The organism is Embleya sp. NPDC050493 (assembly GCF_044458105.1).
Lineage (GTDB): Bacteria > Actinomycetota > Actinomycetes > Streptomycetales > Streptomycetaceae > Embleya.
The window spans coordinates 22,090-46,268 of sequence record NZ_JBITHP010000031.1; the positions used below are offsets into that span (position 1 = coordinate 22,090).

A 24,179-nucleotide genomic window follows, 5' to 3' on the forward strand; every position below is an offset into this window, starting at 1 on the left:
CCACCCCACACCCCCCCCCCCCCCCCCCCCCCCCCCCCCCCCCCCCCCCCCCCCCCCCCCCCCCCCCGCCCCCCCCCCCCCCCCCACCACCCCCCCCCCCCCCCCCCCCCCCCCCTCGTCTCCCCGGCGGCCGGCCGGGTAGGCAACGCTCGGGCACACGAGGCTCGGGCAGGCGCAGCTCGGGCAGGCGTTCCTCCGGCGTTCGGGCACGCGGCCCCCGGGCACTCAGCGCTCAGGCGTGCGTCCGGTCGTACTCCTCGCGTGCGGCCAGCACCTGTGCCATGTGCCCCTCCAGGTGCCGGATCAGATCGAGCAGCTTGGCCGCCGTCGCGGCGCCCAGTTCGGTGAGCGTGTACTCCACCCGGGGCGGGATCGCACTGTGCACCTCGCGAAGCACGAAGCCGTCCCGCTCCAACGCCTGAAGGGTCTGCGCCAGCATCTTCTCGCTGACCCCGTCGACCCGACGGCGCAGCGCGTTGAAACGCAGCGGCCCGTCGTACAGCCCGCCCAGCACCAGTACGCCCCAGCGGCCGGTGATGTGCTCCATCGCCCCCCGCGAGACGCATGCCCTCGCGAACACGTCGAACTCGAACTCCGGGGTCGGGTCCGGCCCGGTCTCGGTCACGGTTTCCATCGCTGCCCCCTTCGTCGTCTGCACCTGCGGCCGCGTCGGCACGTACCGAGGCTACCTCCGCGTCGGCGCTTCCGAAAGTGCTGCACTCTCTCACCGCTTGCGCTTTCGAAAAGTTAGTGCCATCGTTTGGTCAGCGGCCGGACGACGGGTTCGGCGCGGAAGAGAGGAACTCGCCATGATCGTCGTCACCGGAGCCACCGGGCAGTTCGGCCGCCTCGTCATCGACGCCCTCCTGGAGCGCGGCACCCCGGCCTCGGAGATCGTCGCCGCGGTACGCACGCCGGCCCGGGCCGCCGACCTCGCGGCCCGCGGAGTCGAGGTGCGCGAGGCGGACTACACCCGGCCCGAGACGCTGGTGCCGGCCTTCACCGGTGCGGACAAGTTGCTGTTCGTGTCCTCCAACGGCCCCGAGGCGGACCGGATCGCACAGCACACCGCCGTGGTCGCCGCCGCCGCCGAGGCCCGGGTCGGCCTGTTGCTCTACACCTCGCTCTACGCCGCGGACAAGAGCCCGCTCGGCCTGGCCCGGGTGCACCGCGACACCGAAGTCCGCATCGCCGCCACCGGCCTGCCCAACGTGCTGCTGCGCAACAGCTGGTACACGGAGAACTACACCGGCTCGCTGGCCGGCGCCGTCGAGCGCGGTGCGATCGCGGGCTCCGCCGGCGAGGGCCGGGTCGCGTCCGCCGCCCGCGCCGACTACGCCGAGGCCGCGGCCGTCGTGCTGCTGAGCGAGGACCAGGCCGGGAAGGTGTACGAGCTCACCGGCGACAACAACTGGAGCCTGGCCGAGTTGGCCGCCGAGGCGGCGAAGCAGAGCGGCAAGGAGGTCGTGTACGCGAACCTGCCGGCCGAGCAGTACACCGAGATCCTCAACGGCGCCGGCCTCCCGCCGTTCCTCGTCGAGCTGCTCGTGGACTCCGACCTGCAGATCGCCGACGGCGCGCTCGAAGGCATCACCGGTGAGCTGTCCGGCCTGCTCGGCCGCCCGACCACGCCGCTCGCGGACACCGTCTCGGTGGCGCTGAAGGGCTGACCGCACACTCGACGCAGGTAGAGACGCGGGTAACGGGAAGCGCCCCCGAGCACGGCATCGAGCCGGGCCGGGGGCGCTTTCGGGACGTGGCGTGGGCTCGTGAGCGCTGCCGTGGGTGCATGCCTTGCGGATCGCAGGCGCCGCGCGTATCGCGGGATGCGTTGCCGTCCCGCGTCGCACCGAACCCGCGCGCCGGCGCAACGGCATCACCGAGTGAGCGGCTCCTCCGGTGCCGGCCGGAGCAGTCGGCGGAGCACGGTGGGGGTGTATCCGAGTTCCTTCCGCACGGTCCGGCACAGGTGCGCCTGATCGGCGAAACCGAGGTCGACCGCCAGGGCGGCCAAGCCGACCTCGCCGGCCGCCAGCCGATCCAGCACCCGGCCGAGCCGGACCCGGTTCCGGTATCGGGTGAGCGAGACTCCCATCTCCCGGGAGAACACCCGACTCAGCCGGAACGGCGAGACCCCGATCGACTCGGCCAACGAGATCAACGCGCCGGACGCGGCGTCCCCGCTCGTGATCGCCTCACGCGCCGCCGCGACCAGGCGCCGGTCGTCGGGCGCCGAAGCGTGCGGCCCCGGCCGCGCGGCCACCCGGTCGACCGCATGCCGGACCAGGGTCAGCACCTGCTCGGTGAGCGCATAGTCCACATCGCCGCCCTCGGCGGCCGACAGGCAACGCCGATGCGCCAGGTCGAGCGCCGCGTCGACGTAGAGCGCCGAACACGCCGGGCGGCGGCCCGGGTAGCCCGCCGCATCCGCCCACAGCTCCGGCGCGACCCGCACGGACGTGCACACGTCGCCGCCGGCCGGGTGGGCAAAACACTCCTCCTGGCCCGGGACGCCGACGTAACCGACGGTCGGGTCCAGATCGGCGGCGACACCGTCGGCCCGACGCCGGAATCGGCCACTGCGCACGAGCACGATCCGGTGGTCGTCGCACTGCTCCGGCGCCGCCCAGCGTCGGTGGTCTTCGCGACACGTCACCGCACTCACCGCAAATGCGGGCCGGACGACGAGATCAACGAAGGACAACACTCCTTCACGCTACGCGCGAGGCCCGACAGCCGCGCCTGCTCCGGGGCCGCCCCGACATTCGTGCCGAGCGGCGATGTACGAAAGCCGGGCACGGGAATGACGGCGGAGCCGGAGGAGCAAGGCGGGCGTGGGAGCGGCACGGGAGTGCTCGTGCGCCCCTGCGCTCCTGCGCTCCTGCGCTCCTGCGCTCGCAAGAATCTTCAAGACCCGGCGACAGCCGGCCGGCAGCCTCGGGGTGAGCACTTACCGCGCCGAAAGCCCCTACCCCGACCGGAGAATTCCCGTGACGTACATCCACGAAGAACGCATCGTCGAGGCCGACGCCGACGACGTCTGGGCGATCGTCGGCGAGTTCGAGACGGGCCCGGTCCGAATGGCTCCGGGCTTCGTCGTGGACAGCCGACTCGAGGAGCCCGGCGTACGATTCGTCGCCTTCGCCAACGGCATGACCGCCCGCGAACGCCTGATCGAGGTCGATCCCGAAGGCCGCAGCGTCACCTACGCGGTGATCGGCGGCAGCGCCACGCCCACCCACGACCGGGCGACCATGCGGGTGTGGCCGACGGCCGCCGGCCGCTGCACGTTCAGCTGGACCCGTGAGGTGCTCCCCGACGGTCTCGCCGAGCCGATGCGGCAGGCGATGGCGTACGGCGCCGACCTGGTCAAGAGCACGATGGAGGACAGGTCCCGGGCGGCCGGGCGGGCGGGTTGAGCCCGGCCGGCCGCCTCGGGATCAAGCCGGTTCGGCCTCGATCAGGTCGGCTGCCCGGGCCGTGCCGCCCTCCGCGATCGCGTCCTCCCGCAGTCGGGCCGAGCGGGCGGCCACCTCCGGGTTCGAGGTCAGGTCGAGGAGTGCGCCGCGCAGCGCCTCCGGAGTCGCATCCGCGGTGTCCAGGCGGTGGGCCACGCCCAGTTCGACCAGGCGATCCGCGTTGGCGAACTGCTCGGCGCCCTGCGGTACGGCGATCATCGGCACGCCGGTCGTCAGCCCCTCGCCGCAGCCGCCCATGCCGGCGTGCGTGACGAACGCGTCGGCCTGCCGCAGAATGGCCAACTGCGGTACCCAGGAATGCAGTTCCACGTTGTCCGGAATCGTGCCGAGGTCCGCCGGGTCGGTGTGCCGGCCGATCTGGAGCACCACATGCCAGCCCGGCAGATCGCCGAAGGCCGCGAGGCACCGCCGATAGAACTCCGGCTGTCGGGTGAACGCCGAACCCAGCGAGATCAACAGCACCCGCTCCGCGCCGGCCGGGCGGGTCCACTCCCCCTGGTCCGCGCGATGCCCGAGACACGGGCCGACGAAGTCGACCACGGCCGGGTCCACGAGCGCCGCGTTCGGCTGCATCGCGCGCGACACCGTGGCCACGACCCTGCGCGGCCGGCCGCCGAACAGGTCCACGTCGGTGGTGGTCGCGCCGGAGTCCTCGAGCCAGGCCGCGAATCGCGCCCAGTACGCGTCCGCGCCCGGCAGTTGCTTCATCCCGGGCAGCACCTCGTCCTCGTAGCCCCGCCAGGCCACGTACGTCGGCGAAATCTGCACGATCGGCCGATCCTGGCGCTCGGCCAGGGCCCGAGCGGCGTAGGCGCCGATGTCGTAGAGGTACAGATCCGCCGGGTCGTGGTCGTACGCCGCGCGCAACTGCGGGAGCGCCTGGATCGCGTCGTCCAGGAAGGTGCCCATCGCGGCGATCGGATCGGCCGGCCAGTCGTTGTCGCCGACCGGCAACGTGGAGCGGTACGGCACGAACTCGGCCCCGGTCGGCGCGATCAGGTCGGCGACGACGGGGTCGTTGGCATAGCTGACGCGATGACCACGATCGGCCAGTTCGCGGATGACTTCGAGGCTGGGCAGTACATGGCTGACGGCGGGGATGCCGATCATCGCGATGTGGGCACGGCGACGCTGGGACATGAGAGCTCTCGTTTCGAATCTACGGCGGGGTGGACACACAGCCCGGCGACCCGGGCGTCGACGCGTACGTCACACGCGACCCGGTGCGGGCGGATCGAGGGCGTGGCCCTCGCCGGTGTCAGCCGTAGATCTGTTGGAAGCACATACGCCCGACGGTATCCCGAGCCTTCGTCCCGAACCAACCGACTTTCCGGAACCGCCGCATCCGTGACCGGGACGGCGTAATCGCCGTGGGCCGGCCCGGGATTCACGACGGCGCGGACTTCCCTCGTGGCGAGGCACTCGGACCGAGGTCGACACCCGCACTCGACGGCGAGCGGTTCGGACGCGGCCGTGCGCGGCCGTGCGCATGCGCGGCGGCGGAATCCGGCCGAGGCGTCCACGCCGCGGACGGCCACGCGTTCGCGTGTCGATCGCAGCGCCGACACGCCGATGCATCCCGAATCGGCGCGCCCGCGGGGCCATCCGTCGTCAACGGGACGGGGCGTTCGGGGAGTCGCACAAAACCACCCGTTTGACTCCCGGTAATTGTGATCAGCGGATGATCTCATTGCGGACATTGGGCGATGAATTGCAGTGATTCGCGCCCTTTGTCCCACGGGCAAGCGTGTCCACGCACCTCCGAACAACGCGCTCGCCCACCCCTCGTCGCCCCGACGCCTGCGACAACCCCGTCCCGGAACGCGTCTGCCCGCCGGTCGTTCGACGGCGACACCGAGTATGCGAAAGGCCCAGTTCATGGCAATCGATGGTGCTCGTTCCACGGGCTTCCGAGAACCGAGGCATTCCCGATCCGCCGCGATGGCGGCGATCATTCTCGGGCTGGTGCTACTGGCCTCGGCCGCCCTCGTGTCGATAGCGCCCGGCGCACGTGCGGCGGGACCCGACACGGTCCTCCTGGGGACGGCGGACAGCTACGCGGTGCTGGGCGGGCAGACCGTCACCAACACCGGCCCCAGCGTCATCAGCGGGAGCGTGGGCGTCAGCCCCGGCTCCTCGGTCGTCGGCTTTCCCCCGGGAATGGTCATCAACGGCACCATCCAGACAGCCCCGGCGGCAGACGGGCCGCAGGCGGACCTGACCATCGCCTACAACGACGCCGCCGGACGGGCCCCGACCGCGAGCGTTGCGGGAGACCTCGTCGGGCAGACGCTGGTCGCCGGCGTCTACAAGTCCACCGGGCCCCTCGGCCTCACCGGCACCGTCACCCTCGACGCGCAGGGCGACCCGAACGCGGTCTTCATCTTCCAGATCGCGGAGACTCTGATCACCGGGTCCTCCAGCACCGTCGCACTCGTCAACGGCGCCCAGGCGTGCAACGTCTTCTGGCAGGTCGGTAGTTCGGCCACGCTCGGGACGGGCACCAGCTTCAAGGGCACGATCATGGCGTTGACCTCCATCTCGGTCACCACCGGAGCGACCATCGAGGGCCGAGCCCTCGCCCGCAACGGCTCGACCACCCTGGACACCAACGTCATCACCAAGCCGACCTGCATCATCGGCCCGAGCGGCCCGCCCGGACCGAGCGGGCCTCCGGGACCCAGCGGACCTCCGGGACCCAGCGGGCCGCCCGGATCTCCTGGCGCTCCCGGTTCTCCCGGGGCACCCGGTTCTCCCGGGGCACCCGGTTCTCCCGGGGCACCCGGCTCCCCCGGCGCTCCCGGTTCGCCTGGGGCACCCGGCTCGCCTGGGGCTCCCGGTTCTCCCGGGGCACCCGGTTCTCCCGGGGCACCCGGCTCCCCCGGCGCTCCCGGCTCGCCCGGCGCTCCCGGCTCGCCCGGCGCTCCCGGCTCGCCCGGCGCTCCCGGCTCGCCCGGGGCACCCGGCTCCCCCGGCGCTCCCGGTTCTCCCGGGGCACCCGGCTCCCCGGGCCCGGCGGGTCCGGCAGGCCCCGCAGGTCCGGCAGGTCCGGCAGGCCCCTCGGGTCCGGCAGGTCCGGCAGGTCCCTCGGGTCCGGCAGGCCCGGGAAGCACCTCGAGCCCCGGCGCTTCCACCCCGCCCGCGTCCGGTCGCCCCACCGGCTCGCACCGACCCACCCATGGAGGGGGGACCCACGGACCGGGCCACGGCGGCCCGCAACGACCCACCCACGCGGCGGAATCCCAGGGACCGGGCAACGGCGGTCCGCAACGACCCACCCATGCGGCGGAATCCCAGGGACCGGGTAACGGCGGCCCCGCCCACCACCGCGGTGACGCCGCGAACGACAAAGCCCCGCAGAACGCGCCCGCACCCGGGGCCCACCCGCAACTGGCGGCCACCGGTTCGAACAACTTCGTCGGTCCGTTGGCCGGCATCGGAGCCGCAATCCTGGCTCTGGGCGCCCTCGTCCTGATCCTCCAGCGCAAGCGCCGTACCGATCGCACCGAATCGGGAGGCATCGACGGATAGCGCAACGATCCGGCGGTGAGGCCCACACCGCCACAGCCATCCGCCCCCGGCCGCGTCCGAAAGGACTGCGGACGGGGGCGGATCGCGTTCCGCAGACCCTGCTGTCCACACTCGCCCGTACCGGCAGCGACGGACGACTCGCCGAGCGCGCGGCAACCCGCCGCACTCTCGTGACGCCGCGCAAACGGAGCACCACGATGTTCCGGATCCCCTGATCGATTCACGACTCATTGGGAACTTTTCCGGTCATCGATCGAGTACGCTGCGTAGCGGGACGTCCCGGCTGCGGAAGATGAAGCCGGGGCGCCCCCACTCCCTCGATCAGGTGCGTCGTCGCATCGAGGCCCTGCGCAGGCGGGTACAGGCGATCCGATGCTCCCGGCTGATTCGCTAACTCGTCGTCGGCCCCGGGTGGTCCGCGGTCGGCGCTTGGGGACGGGGGGTGGGGGTGTGTCTGGCCGCGTAGCGGCGGGCCTTGGTGCGGTTTCCGCATACGCGCATCGAGCACCAGCGGCGGCTGCGGTTCTTGGAGACGTCCCAGAACACCCATGCGCAGCCGTGTTCCGCACAGCGCTTGAGCCGGGCCGACTCGCCGGTGGCGACCAACTCGGCCCAGGCGATGGTGAGTCGAGCCAAAGCCCGGTCCACCGGGGGGAGTTCGGGGCCCGGCGTGAAGCCGCCGGGATGCCCGTCGGTGCCGAACTCGAACACCACCGGCAGGGCGCGCAAAACCTCGTCGGCCTGCCGAAGCTGCCGCGGGTCGGGGGCGGTGCCGACGGGTACGCCCAGCTTCTCGCGCAGGCCGGCGCGTAGTCGCAGCGCGGCGTCGAGGTCCGTCGGAGCGACCCGGGCGGCGGGATCGAGCAGGTCCCGGGCGGCCAGCCAGGTGCGAAGTTCGGGCGGCGTGGTCAGTTCGTCCGTACCGAGTTCGACGTCGATCGTGTTCACGAACGCCTCGATCAGCACCGCGGAAGCGGGTGCTTCGAGCATCTCGGGCCTCCGTTTCGACGCGATCTCGGGTCCGGGGCCGGTTCGGTCCCGTGCGGTATCGGGTCCGGTGAGCTCCCGGACCGGTGCGATCTCGATCCGGCGTGGGCCGGGTGGTTCGGTCCGGTCGCCGGTCGGGCCAGCCTACCCCTTCGCTAACCGGCTAACGATTTTACCGGTTGACGGCGCGCGTGCGCCGGTGCCACGATCGAGCCGGCGTGCTAACCGGTGAACGGCTTTGACAGTTAGGGCGGGCGATGGTCTTGCAGAGCGTCGGTGTCGACCTACCGAGCGGGCGGATCGCGAAGCCGGCCGGTGCCCGGAACACCTCCGTGCTCCTGGCCTTCACCCTCGTCACCAACCTGGCGGACGGCATCACCAAGATCGCGCTGCCGGTGCTGGCCACCCGCAGCACCGATTCCCCGGCGCTGATCTCGCTGGTCTCGCTCGCGCTGACGCTGCCGTGGCTCCTGGTCGCGCTACCCGTCGGAGTGCTGGTGGATCGCGCCGATCGGCGTCGGTTGTTGTGGCTGGCCGACGGGATGCGGCTGCTCACCATCGGTGTGCTGATCGCGATCGTGCTCGCCGGCCGGGCCGGCCTCCTCGTGCTCGCACTCGGCGGGCTGGTCCTGGGCGTGGCCGAGGTGATCGCGCTGACCGCCACCGCGGCGTTGGTCCCGGCGATCGTCCCGCGCGCCGACCGGGAGCGCGCCAACGCGCTGATCACCGGCGCCGAGACGGCCGCGAACGAGTTCGCCGGCCCGTTCGTGGGCGGCCTGCTGCTGGCCGCGGGCACCGGCCTGGCGCTCGGAACGACCTGGGTTGCGTACCTCGCCGCGAGCCTGCTGCTGCTCCTGCTCACCGGACGCTTCCGGGCCGCCACCGACCGGGCCGACCCGGCCGACCCGGCCGTCGACGAAAGCGGAGCCGAGGCGTCCACCGGCACCCCGACCGGCACCGCGGGCACCCCGACCGCTTCCGACGCCGGCGCACCCGCACCCGAGTCCGTCGCCCGCCAAATCGGCGTCGGCCTGAGCTTCCTCTGGCGGCATCGCCTGCTCCGCACGATGTCCCTCATCCTCACCGTGTTGTGCGCGAGCTGGGGCGGATGGCTGGCCCTGATGCCGCTGGTCGCGCACGACCTGATGCATCTGTCCGCCCGCGAGTACGGCGTGGTGTTGAGCGCCCTGGGCGTCGGCGGCCTGCTCGGCGCGCTGCTCGTCGGGCGGCTCAATCGGCTGATCGGCCACCGTCGGGTGATGCTCGCCGACCTGATCGGCACCTTCGCGATGATGGCGGTGCCCGCGCTGACCACCAACCTGTGGGCGGTCGCCGCGGCCGCCTTCGTCGGCGGCCTGGGCGGCACGCTGTGGTCGGTCGACTCCCGGCTGATCGGCCAGAACCTGGTGCCCGAACGGATGATGGGCCGCTACAGCGGGGCGGCCCGGCTGCTCGGCTGGGGAGCGATGCCGCTCGGCGCCGGACTGATCGGCGGGCTCGCCCAGTGGTTCGGAGTGCGCGCCGCGTTCGTGGTGTTCGCGGTCGCCGTGGCGGCCACGATTCCGGTGTACCTGCGCGTCGTCACCGAGGATCGGCTGGCACCCGCGCTGCGGATGCCGAGCTCGACGGACGTCGGCTGATCCGTGGCGCTCCCCGAGCCACGAACTCGGCGCGCACGGAGCTCCGGGGTCAGCGGATGGCGCTCCCGAAGGAGGCATCCGTGCCGCGTCCGCCAAGGACGCGGCCGCAACGCCTTCACATCCGCGGCCCCGGCCCATCCCCTCGCGGCCACCGCCCCACCGCGGCCCGACTCACCCGCCCGTACTCACCGCGGCGGCTCCGGCCACATCCGGCCCGCCGGGGTGTCCGGACCGTCGACCACCGCGGTGATCATCCGCAGGTTGGCCGCGAACGCCTCGACCTGTTCGGCGCCGATCGTCCGGCTGATCAGGCCGTCGGCTTCCTTGATCACCCGTCGGCCCTCGGCGACGCCCGCGCTGCCCAGTGCGGTCAGTTCGAGCAGGACCACCCGCTTGTGTACCGGGTGCGGCCGGCGAACGATCCAACCCGCCCGCTCCAGCGCTGCCGCCGCGGTGGTCACGCTCTGCGGGGTGATGTGGTGGGCGCGGGCGAGGTCGGCGGCGGACATCGCGCCGTTCTCGTCCAGCCGGCCGGCCAGACCGAGTTGGTTGATCGAAACGCCGATGCCTTCGAGCCTCTCGTTGAGCAGCCGCTGCATGGACTGTTGTGCACGCCAGAGCAGATGTGGCAGTTGCTCGCTCCACGCGGGCTCGGCGACTTCGTGGGGGGCGGGCATCGCGCGTTTCCCTTCTCCGAAAGGCGGGGCCTGCGCCGCGAAGGCGCCTTACCCGGTCACCGTAGGGCACGCGGATCGGCGGCTCGGCATCCGACGCCTTGGCAGACACCGAACAATATGCCAGCCCTCGTACAAGTTCTAAGTCTTCTGATAACTTAACAGACTACGTAGAACTTGGAAGGTTGTCGCACCATGCCCACGACCCCCCAATCCGTTGCGTCGGCCGCAGGCTCGCCGCCGACCACCACCGTGGCCCGCCCCACCCTCACCGTTGTGCTCGCATGTCTCGGCGTATTCGCCTCGTACGTGCCGATCGGCGGGGTGGCGGTCTCCCTGCCGACCATCCAGCGCGGGTTGGACGCGTCCACGAGCGACCTCCAGTGGATCAGCGACATCTTCATCCTGCCGATGGCGGCGCTGATCCTGACCTTCGGCCTGATCGGCGACCTGTACGGGCGCAAGAAGGCGTTCCTGGCCGGCCTCCTCCTGCTCGCGGCCGGCGCCGCCACCAACCTCACCGCGCACAGCGTCGCCCAGGTCTGGGTGGGCCAGGCGCTCTCCGGGGCGGGCGGCGCCGCCCTGCTCACCTCGAGCCTGGCGCTGATCAGCCACGCCTACCCGGACTTCCGGGCCCGCGCCAAGGCCATCTCCGCATGGGCCGCCTCGCTGGGCCTGGGCATGTCGCTGGGCCCGCTGCTGAGCGGGACGATTCTCGAACAGGCCTCCTGGCGCTGGATCTTCGCCCCGATCGTGGTGGTCTGCCTGGTCGGCGCCGTGGTCGCGGCGATACTCCTGGAGGACTCCCGTTCGCCGCACGGCCGGGCCATCGACGTGCCGGGCCAGATCGCCGCGATCATCGCGATCACCGGCCTGATCTACGGCGTGATCGAGGGCGGAACCACCGGCTGGACCGACGGCCCGGTCCTGGCCGCGTTCGCGCTCGCGATCCTCGGCCTGGCCGCGTTCATCGTGATCGAACACCGCTCGGCGACACCGATGTTGTCCCTCAAGCTGTTCTCGTCGCGCTCGTTCACCGGCGCCGGCGTGGTCACCATGATCACCATGTTCGGCCTGGTCGGGATCGTCTTCTCGCTCAGCCTGTTCTTCGGCAACGTCCAGCACCTGAGCGCGCTCGACATCGCCTACCGGTTCCTGCTCATCAACGGGCTCACCGTGGTGATCGGCCCGATCGTCGGCCGGCTGATGGGCCGGATCCCCTCGGGTGCGCTGCTCACCTTCGGCCTGGTGGTCACCGGGATCGGCATGCTGACCCTGAACACCCTGGAGCCGGACACCGGGTTCGCCGCGATGGCCGGTCCGCTCGTGGTGATCGGCGTGGGCTTCGCCTTCGTGATGACGCCGATCACCTCGGTCGCGGTCAGCAGCGTGCCGCACCACCTGGCCGGCATGGCCAGCGCGGGCAACAACACCCTGCGCCAACTCGGCGGCGCACTCGGCCCGGCCGTACTGGGCGTGGTGCTGACCAACCGCATCGCCGCCGCCCTGCCGGAGAACCTGACCGCCTCCGGCCTGGCCCCCGCCGACCGCGAGCACGTCACCTCGGCCGTCTCGGACGAGGGGCTCTCGGCAGCCGGTCACCTCGGCCTGCCCCCCGAGGCCACCGGCAAGGCGCTGTCCGCCGTCGGCAACAGCTTCGCGGACGCGCTGCACCTGTGCATGACCATCGCCGGGCTGGGGATGTTCGTCGCCGCCGCGGTCACCGTGCTGATGATCGGCGTGCGCCGGCCGAAGACACCCGCCGGCACGACCGCCCCCCGCATCCCGGCCCAGGCGTCGGCCCCCGTCCCGCTGACCGGCTCCACCCGAGCCTGACCCGGAACCGGAGTCTGCGCCGGCCTGACCCGGAGCCTGCGCCGGGGCCTGAGCGGAACCGGCGCCGAGCCGGAGCCGCTCGCCGATCCGATCGATCGACGAGCGGCTCCGGACGGCGGTTCCCCCAGGGAACTGAGCGAGGCCAAAGCTCCGCCGAGGTCCGTGGACTCGCCACGCCCCTATGCCGTGTCCGGCGCGCGATCCCGCCCGCGCAGGCCCTGGGCGGTCACCACCGCGCCCAACAGCACGCCCACCAGCGGCACGATCAACGCCGTCCGGAAGCCGTCCAGCCCCGAGCCGCCCGCGCCGGCCAGTACCGCCGTCACCGCGGACAGGCCCAGCGCCGCGCCGAACTGGAAGGCGGTGTACAACAATCCGCCCGCCAGACCCTGCTCGTCCTCGTCGATGCCGTCCGTGGCGGCGATCGTGAGCGGCCCGTACGCCATCGCGAAGGCGAATCCGAGCAGCAACATCGTCGGGAACATCACCGGGTACGAGGTGTCCGCGTCGATGGACAGGAACAGCGCGTACGCGAGCGCGGCCGACGACATCCCGCCCAGGATCACCCGCAGGTTGCCGAACCGGTCGACCAGCCGCGGCGTCACCGTCGGCGCGAGCACCGCGTCCGCGCCCACCGCCAGCAGCGCGAGGCTGGTCTCCAGGGTCGACCAGCCGCGTACCTCCTGGAGGTAGAACACCGCCACGAACTGGAAGCCGAAGAACGAACCCGCGAACAACATCGCGCCCAGATTCGCCCGCACCAGCGCTCCCGAGCGCAGGATGCCGAGCCGGACCAACGGGGCGGCGGCGCGACGCTCGACGGCGACGAACGCGAGCAACAGGGCGGTCCCGCCCGCGAAGGCCGCGATCGTCCACCCCCAGCCGCGCGCCGGGTGCTCCAGCCGGACCACGCCGTACACCAGCAGCAACATCGAGCCGGTCACGCTGATCGCGCCCGCCACGTCGAAGTCCCGACCGGCCCGGTCGGGTCGGCCGTCCGCGGGGATCAGCGCCAGGGCCAGGGCCAGGATCACCGCGGCCAGTGCGACCGGTACGAAGAACACCAGCCGCCAGTCGATCGCGGTCAGCAGGCCGCCGATGACCAGACCCAGCGAGAAGCCGCCCGCGGCGGTGCCCGCGTAGAACAGCAGGGCCCGGTTGCGCTGGGGTCCCTCGGCGAAGCTCGTGGTGATGACGGACAGCCCGGCGGGGGTCATGAAGGCGGCCGAGGCGCCGGTCACGAAGCGCGCGACGATCAGCATCCAGCCCTCGGTGGCGAACCCGCCCAGGCCGGAGAACACCAGGAAGACGGCCAGCCAGAACACGAACATCCGTCGCCGGCCGAGCAGATCGGCCGTACGCCCGCCCAGGAGCATGAAACCCGCGTAGGCGAGCACGTACGCGCTCATCACCCAACTCACCGCGCCGGTGGACATGCCCAGGTCCTCGCGGATCGTCGGCAGCGCGACATTGAGCATCGCGACGTCGATGCCCTCCAGGAAGATCGCGCCGCAGAGCACGATCAACATGCCCCACGCGCGGGCGCCCATCCGTCCCGCGTCGTTCTCCGGCGGCGTGTGCGGCGTTCTGGGCGCCTCCACCTCGCCCGACCCCGGGTCGGAAACGGGCGAGGCGGTAGTGGTGGTCGAGGTGGGGGTGGGGGTGGGGGTGGACGAGGACGTGGATGCGGACATGCGGCAGCCCCTCGGGACGCTGGATGTGGGTGTGGGTGGCGGCGTCGAGGCCCCGGGGACTCGGTTATCCGAACGAACCCGGTTCCCTCTTGTAACCACCCCCATCCTTCGGCAGCATCGACTCCCATGGAAGAAGGCACTTCAAAGGAACCGACCCCCTGCGTGGGTAACCAGGACGATTACGACGCGCTCCAGTGGGACGTCCGCGAAGGGTGCGAGGTTCGCCAAATCCTCGACCGGGTCGCGGACAAGTGGTCGCTCCTGGTCATCGCGATCCTGGAGAGCCGCACGTTGCGCTTCACCGAGCTGCGTAGGGAGATCGACGGGATCAGCCAGCGCATGCTCACCGTGACGCTGCGCCAACTCGAACGCGACGGCCTGGTTCGGCGCACCGTCTACCCGGTGGTGCCGCCGCGGGTGGACTACGCGCTCACCCCGATGGGCACCACGCTGCACACCACGATCCGATCCCTGGTCACCTGGACCGAGGAGCACCAGGAACGCATCGCGGAGGCCCGGGCCCGGTACGACGCGCGCGCCGACGCCGAGGCGGGCCTGTCCGCCGAGCCGGCCTCCGCCGGTCGCTGAGCCGGCCCGCGGAATCCGGTGGGCAAAGCCGCTTCGGCGCGCCGCCCACCACCGGCCGGCCCCGCCCGCCGCCCTTGCCTTGCCGCCCGCCCGCCGCCACCCGCCGCCACCCGCCGGCAGTGCCGGTCAGCGCCGGTCAGTGCACCGTGCGTACCCGGTCAGCGCGGCCGACCAGCATCGGTGTCGTCGGCAGGGACGAGCCAGGCCGAGGACGCGAGGAGAACACCATGGGCATGAGCGTGCTGATCTCGGGCGCGAGCATCGCGGGTCCGGCGCTGGCCTACTGGCTGCACCGGTACGGGTACCAGGTCACCGTGGTCGAGCGGGCCCCGGAGCTGCGGCCGGGCGGGCAGGCGGTCGACTTCCGCGGCGAGGCGCACATGACGGTGCTGCGCAGGATGGGCATCCTGGACGAGATCACCCGATATCGCACCGACGCCGGATCGCTGCGTCTGGTCGACGCGGCCGGGGACGAACTGGTGGCCCTGCCCGCGTCGTTCGCCGGCGGCGAGGTGGAGATCCAGCGCGGTGATCTGGCCCGGATCCTGTTCGAACTGACCGAGGGCGACGTCGAGTACGTCTTCGACGACTCGATCGCCTCGCTGACCGAGACCGCCGACGGGGTGCACGTCACCTTCGAACGTGCCGCGCCGCGTTGGTTCGACCTGGTGGTCGGTGCCGACGGGCTGCACTCGAACGTGCGCAGGTTGGTCTTCGGCGAGGAGTCGCGGTTCGTCCGCGAATCCGGCTATCGGGTGGCCCTGTTCGACGCCCCCGACCGGCTGGGCGCCGGGCCCGGCAGCCTGATCTACAGCGAGCCGGGTCGAGGGCTGGCGGTGTCCCCGACCCGGGCGGGCCGGGCCAACGTGATGTGCGTCTACGCCGACGCCGGAGCGGGCCCGGACCGGCGCGACGTCGAGGCGCGGAAGCGGGCGCTGGCCGCGACCTACGCCGACATGGGCTGGCGGGCCGAGGAGTTGATGGCGGACCTGGCCGAGGCCGACACGTTCTACGCGGACTCGATCGGCATGGTCGTGATGGACTCCTGGAGCAAGGGCCGGGTCGTCCTGCTCGGCGACGCCGGCTACGGCGCCACCTGCGGCGGCATGGGCACCGGCCTCGCGATCGTCTGCGCGTACGTCCTCGCCGGCGAACTCGCGGCGGCCGACGGCGACCACCGCGCCGCGTTCGCCGGGTACGAGCGGGCGATCGGGAAGTTCACCAGGGCGTGCCAACAGGTGGCGGGCGGGGTCGGCCCGTTCTTCGCACCGATGACCGCGGGCCGGATCAAGCGGCGCACCCGGATCTACCGGATCCTGACGGCCGGTCCGTTCCTGCGCTTCCTGGACAAGATGACGACCAAGGCGGCGACCTCGATCACCTTGGCCGACTACCCGGTGCCGGCACGGCTGTGAGGCGCGGGGCTGCGGGGCGGGGGGTGTGGGGCGGCCCGGGCGTGGGGCGCGGCTGTGGGGGGCGGCCCGGGCGTGCGGCCCCGACGCGCGGCTCGCGCCGTTGTCCGCGCCCGTGCGAGCGGTCGGTCAGACCTGGAGACCGCCGGTGAGGATGTGCAGTTGGCGGTCGTACAGCCCGACCAGGTCCTCGATGCCCTCGTGTTCCACCCAGTGCCGCATCACCGCGGTCGAGACGCCGATGATCGCGGCCGAGGCGCACTTGAGTTCCAGGTCGTCCGGGTCGCGGCCGGTGCGCTCGGCCAGCAGCGCGGTGATCTCGTCCTGGGTGCGCAACAACTCGTCCATCGCTCGGGCTCGGAGTGCCGGGATGGTGAAGATCATCCGGTTCCGGTAGAGGAGTTCGTCCCGATCGGCGGTGAAGACGTGGGCCAACGACTCGGTCATCGCGTGCCGGATGGCGGCCACGATCGGTTCGTCCGCCGGCCTGGTCGCGAGCACGTCGCCGAACACCGAGTTGTACTCGTCGGTGAGGACCACGTCCTCCTTGGTCGGGAAGTAGCGGAAGAACGTGCTGCGGGAGACGTCCGCGGCGGCAGCGATCTCGTCGACGGTGGTCGCGTCGTAGCCGTGCTCGGCGAACAGGCGGTAGGCCTCGCGGCGGATGCTCTGCCGGGTCTTGAGCTTCTTGCGCTCGCGCAGGCCGGGGGCGGGGGCGGGGGTCGCGCTTGCGGGGTCGGGCGCGCGTGCGGGGTCGGGCGCAGGCTCGGGGTCGGGCGCGCGTGCGGGGTCGGGCGCAGGCTCGGGGTCGGGCGCGCGTGCGGGGTCGGGCGCAGGCTCGGTCGAGGTCTCCTTGGGGCTCATGCGAGCAATTCTCCGTGGGCGGGAGCGGGCGCCGGCAGCGTGGGGGCCGGCGTGTCCTCGGCCTCGCCCGGCAGGTGGACCGCCGCGAAGGCGGCAACCACCAGCGCGATCGCGCCGCAGACCAGCAGGACCAGGTCCATGCCGTGGATGAACGCGTCGTGCGCGGACGCCAGGAGCACGGGATCGTGCGTCTGTGCGGCCACCGCGCCGGCGCCGGACAACGATTCCCGGGCCGCGTCGACCGCCGGTTCCGACAACCCCGTCACCACGAGCCGGTCCAGGTAACCCGCGTTGAGCACGCTGCCCAGGACGGCCACCCCGAGCACACCGCCGACCTGCTGCACGGTCTCCAGCAGGCTCGCACCCGAGCCGGTGTTGCCGGTGGGCAGCGACCCCATCACCATGCTGGTCGCGGGCACCACGGCCATCCCGAAGCCGAGCCCGGCCAGGCCGAGCCACGTGGCGGTGAACCCGTACCCGCTGCCGCCGTCGGTACCGGCGCCCAGCAGCGCACCCGCGCCGAGCAGCGCCAGACCGACCGAAATCACCACGCGGGCACCGAACCTGGGCACCAGCGTCTCGCTCAGCGTGGCCGACACCAACAGCCCGCCGATCAGCGGCAGCACTCGCAGCCCGGTGCCGAGCGCGTCGTTGCCGAGCACACCCTCCAGGTACTGCGGCACCACGAACAGGATGCCCATGACCGCGAAGTTGACGAACACCGCGATCAGCGTGCCCCACCGAAACCGCGCATCGGCGAACAACCCGAGGTCGACCAGCGGATGCGCGAAGCGCCGCTGCCGCAACCCGAAGCCGACCAGCAGTACCGCCCCGCCGAGCAACGTGCCGAGCACCAGCGGGCTGCCCCAACCGTCCTGCGGCACCAGGATCGTCCCGTACACCAGCGCGGTGATGCCCAGCGCACTCGACACCACACCGAGCACGTCGACCGGCACCCGCGCGGCGGTCGCCCGTACCCGCTTCGGATCGGCGGGCAGGAACACCGCGCTCGCCACCAGGGCAAGGGCCACGACCGGGATGTTGAACAGGAAGATCGAGCCCCACCAGAAGTGATTCAACAACCAGCCGCCGACGACCGGCCCGATCGGCATGCCCAACGCGGTGGCCGCGGTCCAGGTCGCCACCGCCTTCGGCACCTCGTCCGGCCCGAAGATCCTGGGCAGGATCGCCAACGACAGCGGCATGATCATCGCCGCACCGAGCCCGAGCACGGCCCGTACGGCAATCACCTGCCCCGCCGAATCGGCCAGGATCCCGGCGGCCGAGGCGAGCCCGAAGATCGCCATCCCGACAAGCAACACACGCTTCAACCCGTACCGGTCCCCCAGCAACCCGATCGGCAACATGGCGGCCGACAACGCGAGCAGGTAGCCACCCCCGATCCACTGCAACTGCGCACCATCCGCCCCCAGTTCACCGGAAAGCGTGGGCAGCGCCACGTTGATGATCGTGCCGTCGAGCCCAATGATCAGCGCACTCAGGACGAGGGCACCCAGGGCCCACCAGCGGCGTGGTGAAACAGCGGTGTTCGACATGCCGTGCTCCCGTCGTGTCGGTGACGAAAGGAATTAAGTCACAACTGGAGCACGGGTTCAATAGAACCGCAGTTTCACTTTCTGTTCCTGCGTTGCCGCCCGTCGCCGAGCGGGTCGAGTCGGGTCGGGGCGGGTCGGGGCGGGTCGCGCGCGGGGGCGGGCAGGGGCGGCGGCGAGTGAGCCGGGGCCGGGGCCGGGTCGCAGGCTGGACGGGGGCCGGGTCGGGGCGTGGCCGAGGGCGGATCGGGGCGGGACGAGGCCAAGTCGGGACCAAGGCCAGGCCAGAACCGGCCCCACCCCGCGCCGGACCGGCCCGGCCCGGCCCCGGATCGATATCGCGCCTCAGGCAACCATCAACATCTCGCGGAGAGTCGCAGCATTGGTGACAGCACTGGCACCACAGCAGTTGTTCAAGAGCACATGAACCTCCTTGGCATCCCGCGCAAGCCGCCGAATCCTGGGAACCCACTCGGCAAGTTCGCCCTCGGTGTAGTCGTGGCGGTACTTCTCCCGAGCGTCCCCCTCCCCCCAATAGGCGCTTCGCCCGTGCAGGCGAACGATCGCGAGCTCGGCGGTGACCCGCACCACCGGAGGCACCGCCTCGACATGCCCCTGGGGCATGTCGACACACACATAGGGGATGCGTTCCTTGCCAAGGAAGGCGAACGTTTCGGGCGTCACCCAGGCGCCATTACGCGGCTCGAAGGCAACCCGATACGGAAACAACAGCTCCCGGCACCGCAATATGTATTGCTCGGCCTGCGCACCCGGAAGAAACCAGGGCGGAAACTGAAGCAGAACCACGCCCAACCTGCCGCTCTCGTGAAGAGGCCGCAAAGCCGAACGAAACCGACCGGCGACCTCCTCGACCACCCCGACCGGCAGATCGCGCGCGTACACGCTCCCCCTCGCCAAGGACCCACGCAGATCCCGCGGCAGAGCATCGACCCGAGTCGGATGACCGGTCAACAACGAAAATGCCTTCACATCGAACGCAAAGCCCTCCGGCGTCCGTTCCGCCCACAACCGGGCATTACGCTCCGAAGGAAGGTGATAGTAGGTGGAATCGACCTCCACAAGCGAAAACCGCGACGCGTAATAGCGCAGCCGCGCCTCCGCACTCGTACACCCCGCCGGATACCACCCGGCCTCCACCAATCCCCGATCCGTCCACCCACAACTCCCCACCCGTATCCGCGCCACGCCCCAACCCCTGCCCCGCACCACCCACTCGATGCCCACCCCACGAACGACCGCAACAACCAACGCCATCCAGCCCACAAGCCCCAAGCCCCGTCCGGCGCATGTCACTCCCGCACCGACTGCCACACCACGGCCCCGCCGACCCGAATCGCCCGCCCAAGTTTTCGGTGTATCCGGCTTTCTCGACCTGGCCGTCCGCATCCTCGCCGCGGCCATCACCTGCCACGAACGACGACGGCAACCCACCACGTAGGACACACTCCGACCGGCCCCTACCACTGTCCGGTGGAGGTGTCCCAATCCACACGGCTCACGCCCGTTCGACCCCGCGCCCCATGCGATCCGCCATGTACACCGTGGCGCCCATACGCCGCATGAGGCCGCAGTGACCATCGAACCGAGCGTGCCTCTGATGAACCGCCTGCGTATCGAAAACTCCGGTGGGTGCGCGGCGGCGGATCTCGTGCTTTCGTGCTCCCTGAGTGCACTTCCTCTGCTGTCCGACCGACGGTGGGGTAAGCAGACGTCCACGTATACATCGCGTATACAGTCACGCCATGTCCATCGGACATACCTTTCGAACCGGATTTCACGCCCTCTCACGGATTTCGAGGTGGGCGCGCACACCGACCGCCCTCAACCAGGGAGGCGACTTGTCGGATTCACGCACCTTGCGCTCTTGCCCCGGGCAACCGAACAAGCACCGCCCGTCGGGTCGTTGCCACAGCTCATGGCATGGCTGGGGATACTCGCAGCATGTTCGATCCGATACCGGTACTCTGCCGGTAGGCAAAAGCGGAACACCCGCCGACACCCAACCGGGCCATTAGCGCAATCGGCAGAGCAGCGCACTCTTTTACCGCCGCCCGGCTCCGGCGGAAGGCGTGGAATTGCGGGGCCGATTCTCCCGGCACCCATCTGACCCGGAACTTGGCTTCTCCGGTTGTTCGCAAAGCGCTCGCAGTGGTGTCAAGACCGTCGTTGTGAGCCCGATCGTCCCGCCTCAGGTGTGGTCGAAGCTGCGACTTCCAGCTCTCGCCGACTACCGGTCTCACGTTGCGTAACAGGTACAAGTGCCGTGGGAACGCGCCGTCGATGGCCGCCATGCGGGTTGGAGTGTCGTCCACTGGCACCGCGCTACATCACAAAATGAGCCACTTCTCTTCGGGCAGGCCGTCGAAGCAATTGATCCTGCGATCGGGAAATACGCGCCTTGCGGCGTCAGCTCCGGCGTACCGGCCCCACTCGGGCATCCCGATTCTTGGTATCTCGAAATCGGCCTTCAGAGCAGGCGCCTACGCGTATACGACCGGCCGGGGCGTTCATCTTCTGCGCGCCCACCCCGCTCGGCGCAATAGAAGTTGGGCTCGACGCAAGAGAAGTTGGGCAAAATCAGAACTCGCCTCCCGTACGTGCACGAGCCGCCGGTTGTCCGGCGGCTCGTGTGCGTCTCTGTCGCATGAGGAGCCATGTTCTCCAATCCCGCGTCGTATAATCGCGTGCGCACAAATCGCTCGTTCCATCTGCGACCCGGAAGAAATTCTGCGTTTATTTGTCCTATTCAGAGCTTCTGGGGGATTGTATGGAAATACGAACATTCAGGCAGATAAGTTCTCTCTTGACCGGCGCGGCCCTGATAGTCGCAGTCGGGGTCGTCGGTGCGGTGGACGGCATTTTCACCGACGGGCCGACATGGGTGCCGATCGCCTTTGCCGGGATCTGCGTACTCGCGGTGCTTTTCGCCCTGCGAGTGAGAGTGGTTGCCACCGAGCCCGAACTGCTGGTGCACAATCCCTTGAGCACCCACAGGATCGCATGGGCTGACATCGACGGGTTCAACTGCGACCGTTTCCTGGTGGTCCGTCTGAAGAATGGCACGAGGCTGTCGTGCGTGGGCGTACCGCAATCCGGCGTCACTCGTTTGTTCGGCCGACTCGGCGGCGACAACAAAATCGCGGATGCGCTCGAACATCGACGACTGGCGGCAACCGGCGGTGTCCCACCGACCGCCTGAAAACGTCCCTCCTCGGGATGGGGCGACGGATCCGACATGATCGAAGGCTCTGGCCGGTGCGTAGCCGAGCAGCGCCATCAGAGCGCCACGTCGACGCGCACCGACCAGCCTTCGAGTCAGCCCCGATCGACGGAGAGTGGCGGCGACACAGCCGTCATCCGAGTCGATTGTGAGCCCGGTGTGAGCCCGGGTCTTCACGGACATGCCTGTCGGAGCCGGGTTTTGGCGCCCGGGTTTTGGCAGCCCACACGGACTTTCCACTTATCTGACCTGGGATTTGCACCGTCAGCTTTTCGACAGCGCGCTGACTGCAACAGACCGGACGGCAGTGTGAGGCCGGTGTGAGCCGGCCGTCCCTTGGCTCTCGCGGACGAGGCCGGCCCCTTCCGCTGCCCCGGACCGCGATTGTCACGCTGTGTGAAATGAGCTGCCCGCGGGGGTAAGAGCGGCCAACGCTGAGGTTGCCATTCCAGTTCCGGGGACGGCCCGGTCCTCGGCCTCGGCCGGGCGGTCGCTGATCATGACCATCGTGTGGGCGAAGCGCGGCTGTCGGGAGGCCGCCTGACGGTGTGGTCGGCGGCGGGTCCGCCCCGATCGGAGCGCCTTGGCGAGTTCGCGGCGGAGTTCGCCGCGGCCCTGCGGCGTAGAGGGCCTGGTAGATCGTCTCGTGGACCACGTGCAGCTCCGGGCGGTCGGGAAACCGTTCCCGCCGAGCGCGGCAGATCTGTTCCGGGCTCCAGCGCAGCATCAGGTGGTCCTGGACGAAGTCGCGCAGCTCCGCGTTGAGGCCGATCTTCCCGCGTTTGGGGCGGGGCGGCGGGTGTCGGCGCGGGCCTGGGCGGCGTGGGTCGGTAGTGGCCGCTGGGGGTGGCGGTTGCTGCGGATCTCCCGGCTGATCGTGGACGGGGCGCGCCGAACTCGACGGCGATGGCGCGGATCGTCGCGTTCTCGCGCAGTCGGTCGGCGATGTGGATGCGGTCGGCCTCGCCCAAGTATCGCGACGACGCGGACGGCGGCACCACCGCGCGGATCGGTGGTGCCGCCTTGTTCCCACCGGACGCCTTGCGCCCGTTTCGCCATCGCCTGCCGGTCTTCGGGTTGATCCCGATGAGCCGACATGCCTCCTTGTTGCCCACGCTCTGGCGCACGAGCCCGAAGTATGCGGCCCGCTCCACGGCGAGCTTCCGGCGCCCCTGAGGGCTCCGGTCCCCGCGGATCTCGAAGTCCATCGCATCCCCTGAGCCGAGGTGTTGCGACGACCACTGGAACCTAGGGTGGCACCGGGTGGGCCTTTGGTGGACCACCTCCGCATCGAAACCCCCGGTGGGTGAGTGTCGGCGGGTCCGGTGCGGTGGTTGGAGGCCCCTGCGTGCACTTCCCTCCACTGCCCAGCTGACGGCCGGGTGAGTGGACTCTCCATGTATACATCGAATGTATAGTCACGCCATGTCCATCAGCCATACCTTTCTGGGACTGCTCGAACAAGAGCCCCACCATGGCTACGACCTCAAGCGCACGTTCGACAAGCGCTTCGGGAGCAGTCGCCCGATCTCGTACGGGCAGGTCTACGCGACGCTGTCCCGCCTGCTGCGTAATGGCCTCGCCGGGGTCGACGCCCTGGAGCCCGGCACCTGCCCCGAGCGCAAGCGCTACGCGATCGCCGACGCGCGGGTCTGACCGACGTCGACGAGTGGCTCGCCGGGCCCGAGAAGCCCGAGCCGTACCTCCGGAACACCCTGTACACGAAGGTCGCCCAGGCTCTGCTCTCCGGTCGCGCCGCGGCCGAGTTGCCGGACACCCAGCGTGCCGAGCGCCTGCGGCTGATGCGCGAGCCGACCACGCGCAAGCACGCGGGCGACATCGCCGACCAACTCATCTGCGACCACGCGTTGTTCCACCTGGAGGCCGACATCCGCTGGCTCGAACCGACCCAGACAAGGCTCCACCGTCTCGCCGCGGAGGTGCGGGTGTGAACGGCACCGAGCCCGGGGCTCTGCCGGCCGCGGTGAACCTGCGCAAGACGTACGGCAGCACACCCGCGCTGAACGGCGCCTCGATCGAGATAGACGCCGGCGAGGTTGTCGCCGTCATGGGTCCGTCCGGATCGGGCAAGTCGACGCTGCTGCACTGCGTGGCGGCGATCGTCGCCCCCGATGGCGGATCGGTCCGGTACGCCGGGCAGGAGTTATCCACGATGTCCGATCGGGGCCGCAGCGCCCTGCGCCGGTCCGACTTCGGATTCGTGTTCCAGTTCGGGCAGCTCGTGCCCGAACTGACCTGCGGGGAGAACGTCGCGCTGCCGCTGCGCCTGAACGGCGTGCCGCGCCGCGAGGCGAACGCGCGCGGCCGTGAGTGGCTGGAGCGGCTGGAGGTCGCCGAACTCGCCGGCAGGCACCCCGGGGAGGTGTCCGGCGGCCAGGCCCAGCGGGTCGCGGTGGCCCGCGCACTGGCCCCCGGGCCACGTGTGGTGTTCGCGGACGAGCCGACCGGCGCGCTCGACTCGCTCACCGGGGAACGTGTGATGCATCTGCTGACGTCGGCTGCCCGGGAGGGCGGCGCGGCGGTGGTGCTGGTCACCCACGAGACCCGGGTGGCCGCGTACTCCGACCGTGAGGTCGTCGTGCGCGACGGGCGCACGCCCACCGCGCGCCGCGTCCCGGCGGCGCGTCCGTGAGCCACCGGATCTCCCCCACCGCCCCCC

18 protein-coding genes and 2 pseudogenes are annotated in these 24,179 nt (G+C 70.9%); 10 read left to right on the forward strand and 10 right to left on the reverse strand.

The features are described from left to right. Positions 1–232: 232 nt before the first annotated feature. A complete protein-coding gene (locus ACIBM5_RS38970) occupies positions 233–634 on the reverse strand; it encodes a winged helix-turn-helix transcriptional regulator (protein WP_391589143.1) in 402 nt (133 codons plus the stop codon). 175 nt (positions 635–809) lie between these two features. Between ACIBM5_RS38970 and ACIBM5_RS38975 the strand changes: the two genes are divergently transcribed. Beyond that, positions 810–1,670 carry an NAD(P)H-binding protein gene (locus ACIBM5_RS38975; RefSeq protein WP_396011448.1) on the forward strand — a complete coding sequence of 287 codons (861 nt, stop codon included), beginning with the start codon at positions 810–812 and terminating at the stop codon, positions 1,668–1,670. Positions 1,671–1,876: 206 nt separating this feature from the next. Here ACIBM5_RS38975 and ACIBM5_RS38980 read toward each other — a convergent pair whose 3' ends face one another. Then, positions 1,877–2,656, reverse strand: a complete 780-nt coding sequence (locus ACIBM5_RS38980; RefSeq protein ID WP_396011449.1) for a helix-turn-helix transcriptional regulator — start codon at positions 2,654–2,656, stop codon at positions 1,877–1,879. A 334-nt stretch (positions 2,657–2,990) separates the two neighbouring features. On the opposite strand from ACIBM5_RS38980, the gene ACIBM5_RS38985 reads away from it, so the two are divergent. Next, complete coding sequence (locus tag ACIBM5_RS38985) at positions 2,991–3,419, forward strand: SRPBCC family protein (RefSeq protein ID WP_396011450.1); 429 nt, start codon at positions 2,991–2,993, stop codon at positions 3,417–3,419. A 21-nt stretch (positions 3,420–3,440) separates the two neighbouring features. On the opposite strand, the gene ACIBM5_RS38990 is transcribed toward ACIBM5_RS38985, so the two are convergent. Beyond that, the gene (locus ACIBM5_RS38990; RefSeq protein ID WP_396011451.1) at positions 3,441–4,619 is read right to left on the reverse strand and encodes a macrolide family glycosyltransferase; all 1,179 of its coding nucleotides are present in this window, start codon (positions 4,617–4,619) and stop codon (positions 3,441–3,443) included. An 801-nt stretch (positions 4,620–5,420) separates the two neighbouring features. On the opposite strand from ACIBM5_RS38990, the gene ACIBM5_RS38995 reads away from it, so the two are divergent. After that, positions 5,421–7,010 carry an ice-binding family protein gene (locus ACIBM5_RS38995; RefSeq protein WP_396011452.1) on the forward strand — a complete coding sequence of 530 codons (1,590 nt, stop codon included), beginning with the start codon at positions 5,421–5,423 and terminating at the stop codon, positions 7,008–7,010. A 390-nt stretch (positions 7,011–7,400) separates the two neighbouring features. Here the strand turns inward: ACIBM5_RS38995 and ACIBM5_RS39000 are convergent, their stop codons facing one another. Further along, complete coding sequence (locus ACIBM5_RS39000) at positions 7,401–8,000, reverse strand: CGNR zinc finger domain-containing protein (RefSeq protein WP_396011453.1); 600 nt, start codon at positions 7,998–8,000, stop codon at positions 7,401–7,403. A 254-nt stretch (positions 8,001–8,254) separates the two neighbouring features. Here ACIBM5_RS39000 and ACIBM5_RS39005 point away from each other — a divergent pair, with 254 nt between their 5' ends. Then, complete coding sequence (locus ACIBM5_RS39005) at positions 8,255–9,637, forward strand: MFS transporter (RefSeq protein ID WP_396011454.1); 1,383 nt, start codon at positions 8,255–8,257, stop codon at positions 9,635–9,637. Between the two features lie 185 nt (positions 9,638–9,822). Here ACIBM5_RS39005 and ACIBM5_RS39010 read toward each other — a convergent pair whose 3' ends face one another. After that, positions 9,823–10,314, reverse strand: a complete 492-nt coding sequence (locus ACIBM5_RS39010) for a MarR family winged helix-turn-helix transcriptional regulator (protein ID WP_396011455.1) — start codon at positions 10,312–10,314, stop codon at positions 9,823–9,825. 192 nt (positions 10,315–10,506) lie between these two features. Between ACIBM5_RS39010 and ACIBM5_RS39015 the strand changes: the two genes are divergently transcribed. Beyond that, a complete protein-coding gene (locus ACIBM5_RS39015; protein WP_396011456.1) occupies positions 10,507–12,147 on the forward strand; it encodes an MFS transporter in 1,641 nt (546 codons plus the stop codon). Positions 12,148–12,326: 179 nt separating this feature from the next. Here ACIBM5_RS39015 and ACIBM5_RS39020 read toward each other — a convergent pair whose 3' ends face one another. Next, on the reverse strand, positions 12,327–13,697 hold the full coding sequence (locus tag ACIBM5_RS39020; protein WP_396011503.1) for an MFS transporter: 1,371 nt from the start codon (positions 13,695–13,697) through the stop codon (positions 12,327–12,329). 270 nt (positions 13,698–13,967) lie between these two features. On the opposite strand from ACIBM5_RS39020, the gene ACIBM5_RS39025 reads away from it, so the two are divergent. Beyond that, positions 13,968–14,429, forward strand: a complete 462-nt coding sequence (locus ACIBM5_RS39025) for a winged helix-turn-helix transcriptional regulator (RefSeq protein ID WP_396011457.1) — start codon at positions 13,968–13,970, stop codon at positions 14,427–14,429. A gap of 227 nt (positions 14,430–14,656) precedes the next feature. Further along, on the forward strand, positions 14,657–15,844 hold the full coding sequence (locus tag ACIBM5_RS39030; RefSeq protein WP_396011458.1) for an FAD-dependent monooxygenase: 1,188 nt from the start codon (positions 14,657–14,659) through the stop codon (positions 15,842–15,844). A gap of 126 nt (positions 15,845–15,970) precedes the next feature. On the opposite strand, the gene ACIBM5_RS39035 is transcribed toward ACIBM5_RS39030, so the two are convergent. The 3 genes from ACIBM5_RS39035 to ACIBM5_RS39045 form a co-directional block, all read right to left on the reverse strand. Then, positions 15,971–16,705, reverse strand: a complete 735-nt coding sequence (locus ACIBM5_RS39035; protein ID WP_396011459.1) for a TetR family transcriptional regulator — start codon at positions 16,703–16,705, stop codon at positions 15,971–15,973. Then, complete coding sequence (locus ACIBM5_RS39040; RefSeq protein WP_396011460.1) at positions 16,702–18,261, reverse strand: MFS transporter; 1,560 nt, start codon at positions 18,259–18,261, stop codon at positions 16,702–16,704. Before ACIBM5_RS39040 ends, ACIBM5_RS39035 begins: the two co-directional genes overlap by 4 nt. A gap of 342 nt (positions 18,262–18,603) precedes the next feature. Next, the gene (locus ACIBM5_RS39045) at positions 18,604–19,416 is read right to left on the reverse strand and encodes a DUF72 domain-containing protein (protein ID WP_396011504.1); all 813 of its coding nucleotides are present in this window, start codon (positions 19,414–19,416) and stop codon (positions 18,604–18,606) included. Positions 19,417–21,082: 1,666 nt separating this feature from the next. On the opposite strand from ACIBM5_RS39045, the gene ACIBM5_RS39050 reads away from it, so the two are divergent. Next, complete coding sequence (locus ACIBM5_RS39050; protein WP_396011461.1) at positions 21,083–21,478, forward strand: PH domain-containing protein; 396 nt, start codon at positions 21,083–21,085, stop codon at positions 21,476–21,478. A 445-nt stretch (positions 21,479–21,923) separates the two neighbouring features. On the opposite strand, the pseudogene ACIBM5_RS39055 reads toward ACIBM5_RS39050, so the two are convergent. Beyond that, positions 21,924–22,707, reverse strand: a pseudogene (locus ACIBM5_RS39055) (IS30 family transposase); the annotation flags it as partial. 217 nt (positions 22,708–22,924) lie between these two features. Here ACIBM5_RS39055 and ACIBM5_RS39060 point away from each other — a divergent pair. Further along, positions 22,925–23,451: pseudogene (locus ACIBM5_RS39060) on the forward strand (PadR family transcriptional regulator). After that, positions 23,448–24,152, forward strand: a complete 705-nt coding sequence (locus ACIBM5_RS39065; protein ID WP_396011462.1) for an ABC transporter ATP-binding protein — start codon at positions 23,448–23,450, stop codon at positions 24,150–24,152. The pseudogene ACIBM5_RS39060 and the gene ACIBM5_RS39065 overlap by 4 nt, the downstream one beginning before the upstream one ends. The last annotated feature ends 27 nt before the right edge of the window (positions 24,153–24,179 follow it).

What these genes read in the sequence shown, in the direction of transcription:
- ACIBM5_RS38970 (WP_391589143.1), bottom strand. Translation starts at nt 634, where the DNA reads ATGGAAACCGTGACCGAGACCGGGCCGGACCCGACCCCGGAGTTCGAG.
- ACIBM5_RS38975 (WP_396011448.1), top strand. Translation starts at nt 810, where the DNA reads ATGATCGTCGTCACCGGAGCCACCGGGCAGTTCGGCCGCCTCGTCATC.
- ACIBM5_RS38990 (WP_396011451.1), bottom strand. Translation starts at nt 4,619, where the DNA reads ATGTCCCAGCGTCGCCGTGCCCACATCGCGATGATCGGCATCCCCGCC.
- ACIBM5_RS38995 (WP_396011452.1), top strand. Translation starts at nt 5,421, where the DNA reads ATGGCGGCGATCATTCTCGGGCTGGTGCTACTGGCCTCGGCCGCCCTC.
- ACIBM5_RS39000 (WP_396011453.1), bottom strand. Translation starts at nt 8,000, where the DNA reads ATGCTCGAAGCACCCGCTTCCGCGGTGCTGATCGAGGCGTTCGTGAAC.
- ACIBM5_RS39005 (WP_396011454.1), top strand. Translation starts at nt 8,255, where the DNA reads ATGGTCTTGCAGAGCGTCGGTGTCGACCTACCGAGCGGGCGGATCGCG.
- ACIBM5_RS39010 (WP_396011455.1), bottom strand. Translation starts at nt 10,314, where the DNA reads ATGCCCGCCCCCCACGAAGTCGCCGAGCCCGCGTGGAGCGAGCAACTG.
- ACIBM5_RS39015 (WP_396011456.1), top strand. Translation starts at nt 10,507, where the DNA reads ATGCCCACGACCCCCCAATCCGTTGCGTCGGCCGCAGGCTCGCCGCCG.
- ACIBM5_RS39020 (WP_396011503.1), bottom strand. Translation starts at nt 13,697, where the DNA reads ATGGGCGCCCGCGCGTGGGGCATGTTGATCGTGCTCTGCGGCGCGATC.
- ACIBM5_RS39025 (WP_396011457.1), top strand. Translation starts at nt 13,968, where the DNA reads ATGGAAGAAGGCACTTCAAAGGAACCGACCCCCTGCGTGGGTAACCAG.
- ACIBM5_RS39030 (WP_396011458.1), top strand. Translation starts at nt 14,657, where the DNA reads ATGGGCATGAGCGTGCTGATCTCGGGCGCGAGCATCGCGGGTCCGGCG.
- ACIBM5_RS39035 (WP_396011459.1), bottom strand. Translation starts at nt 16,705, where the DNA reads ATGAGCCCCAAGGAGACCTCGACCGAGCCTGCGCCCGACCCCGCACGC.
- ACIBM5_RS39040 (WP_396011460.1), bottom strand. Translation starts at nt 18,261, where the DNA reads ATGTCGAACACCGCTGTTTCACCACGCCGCTGGTGGGCCCTGGGTGCC.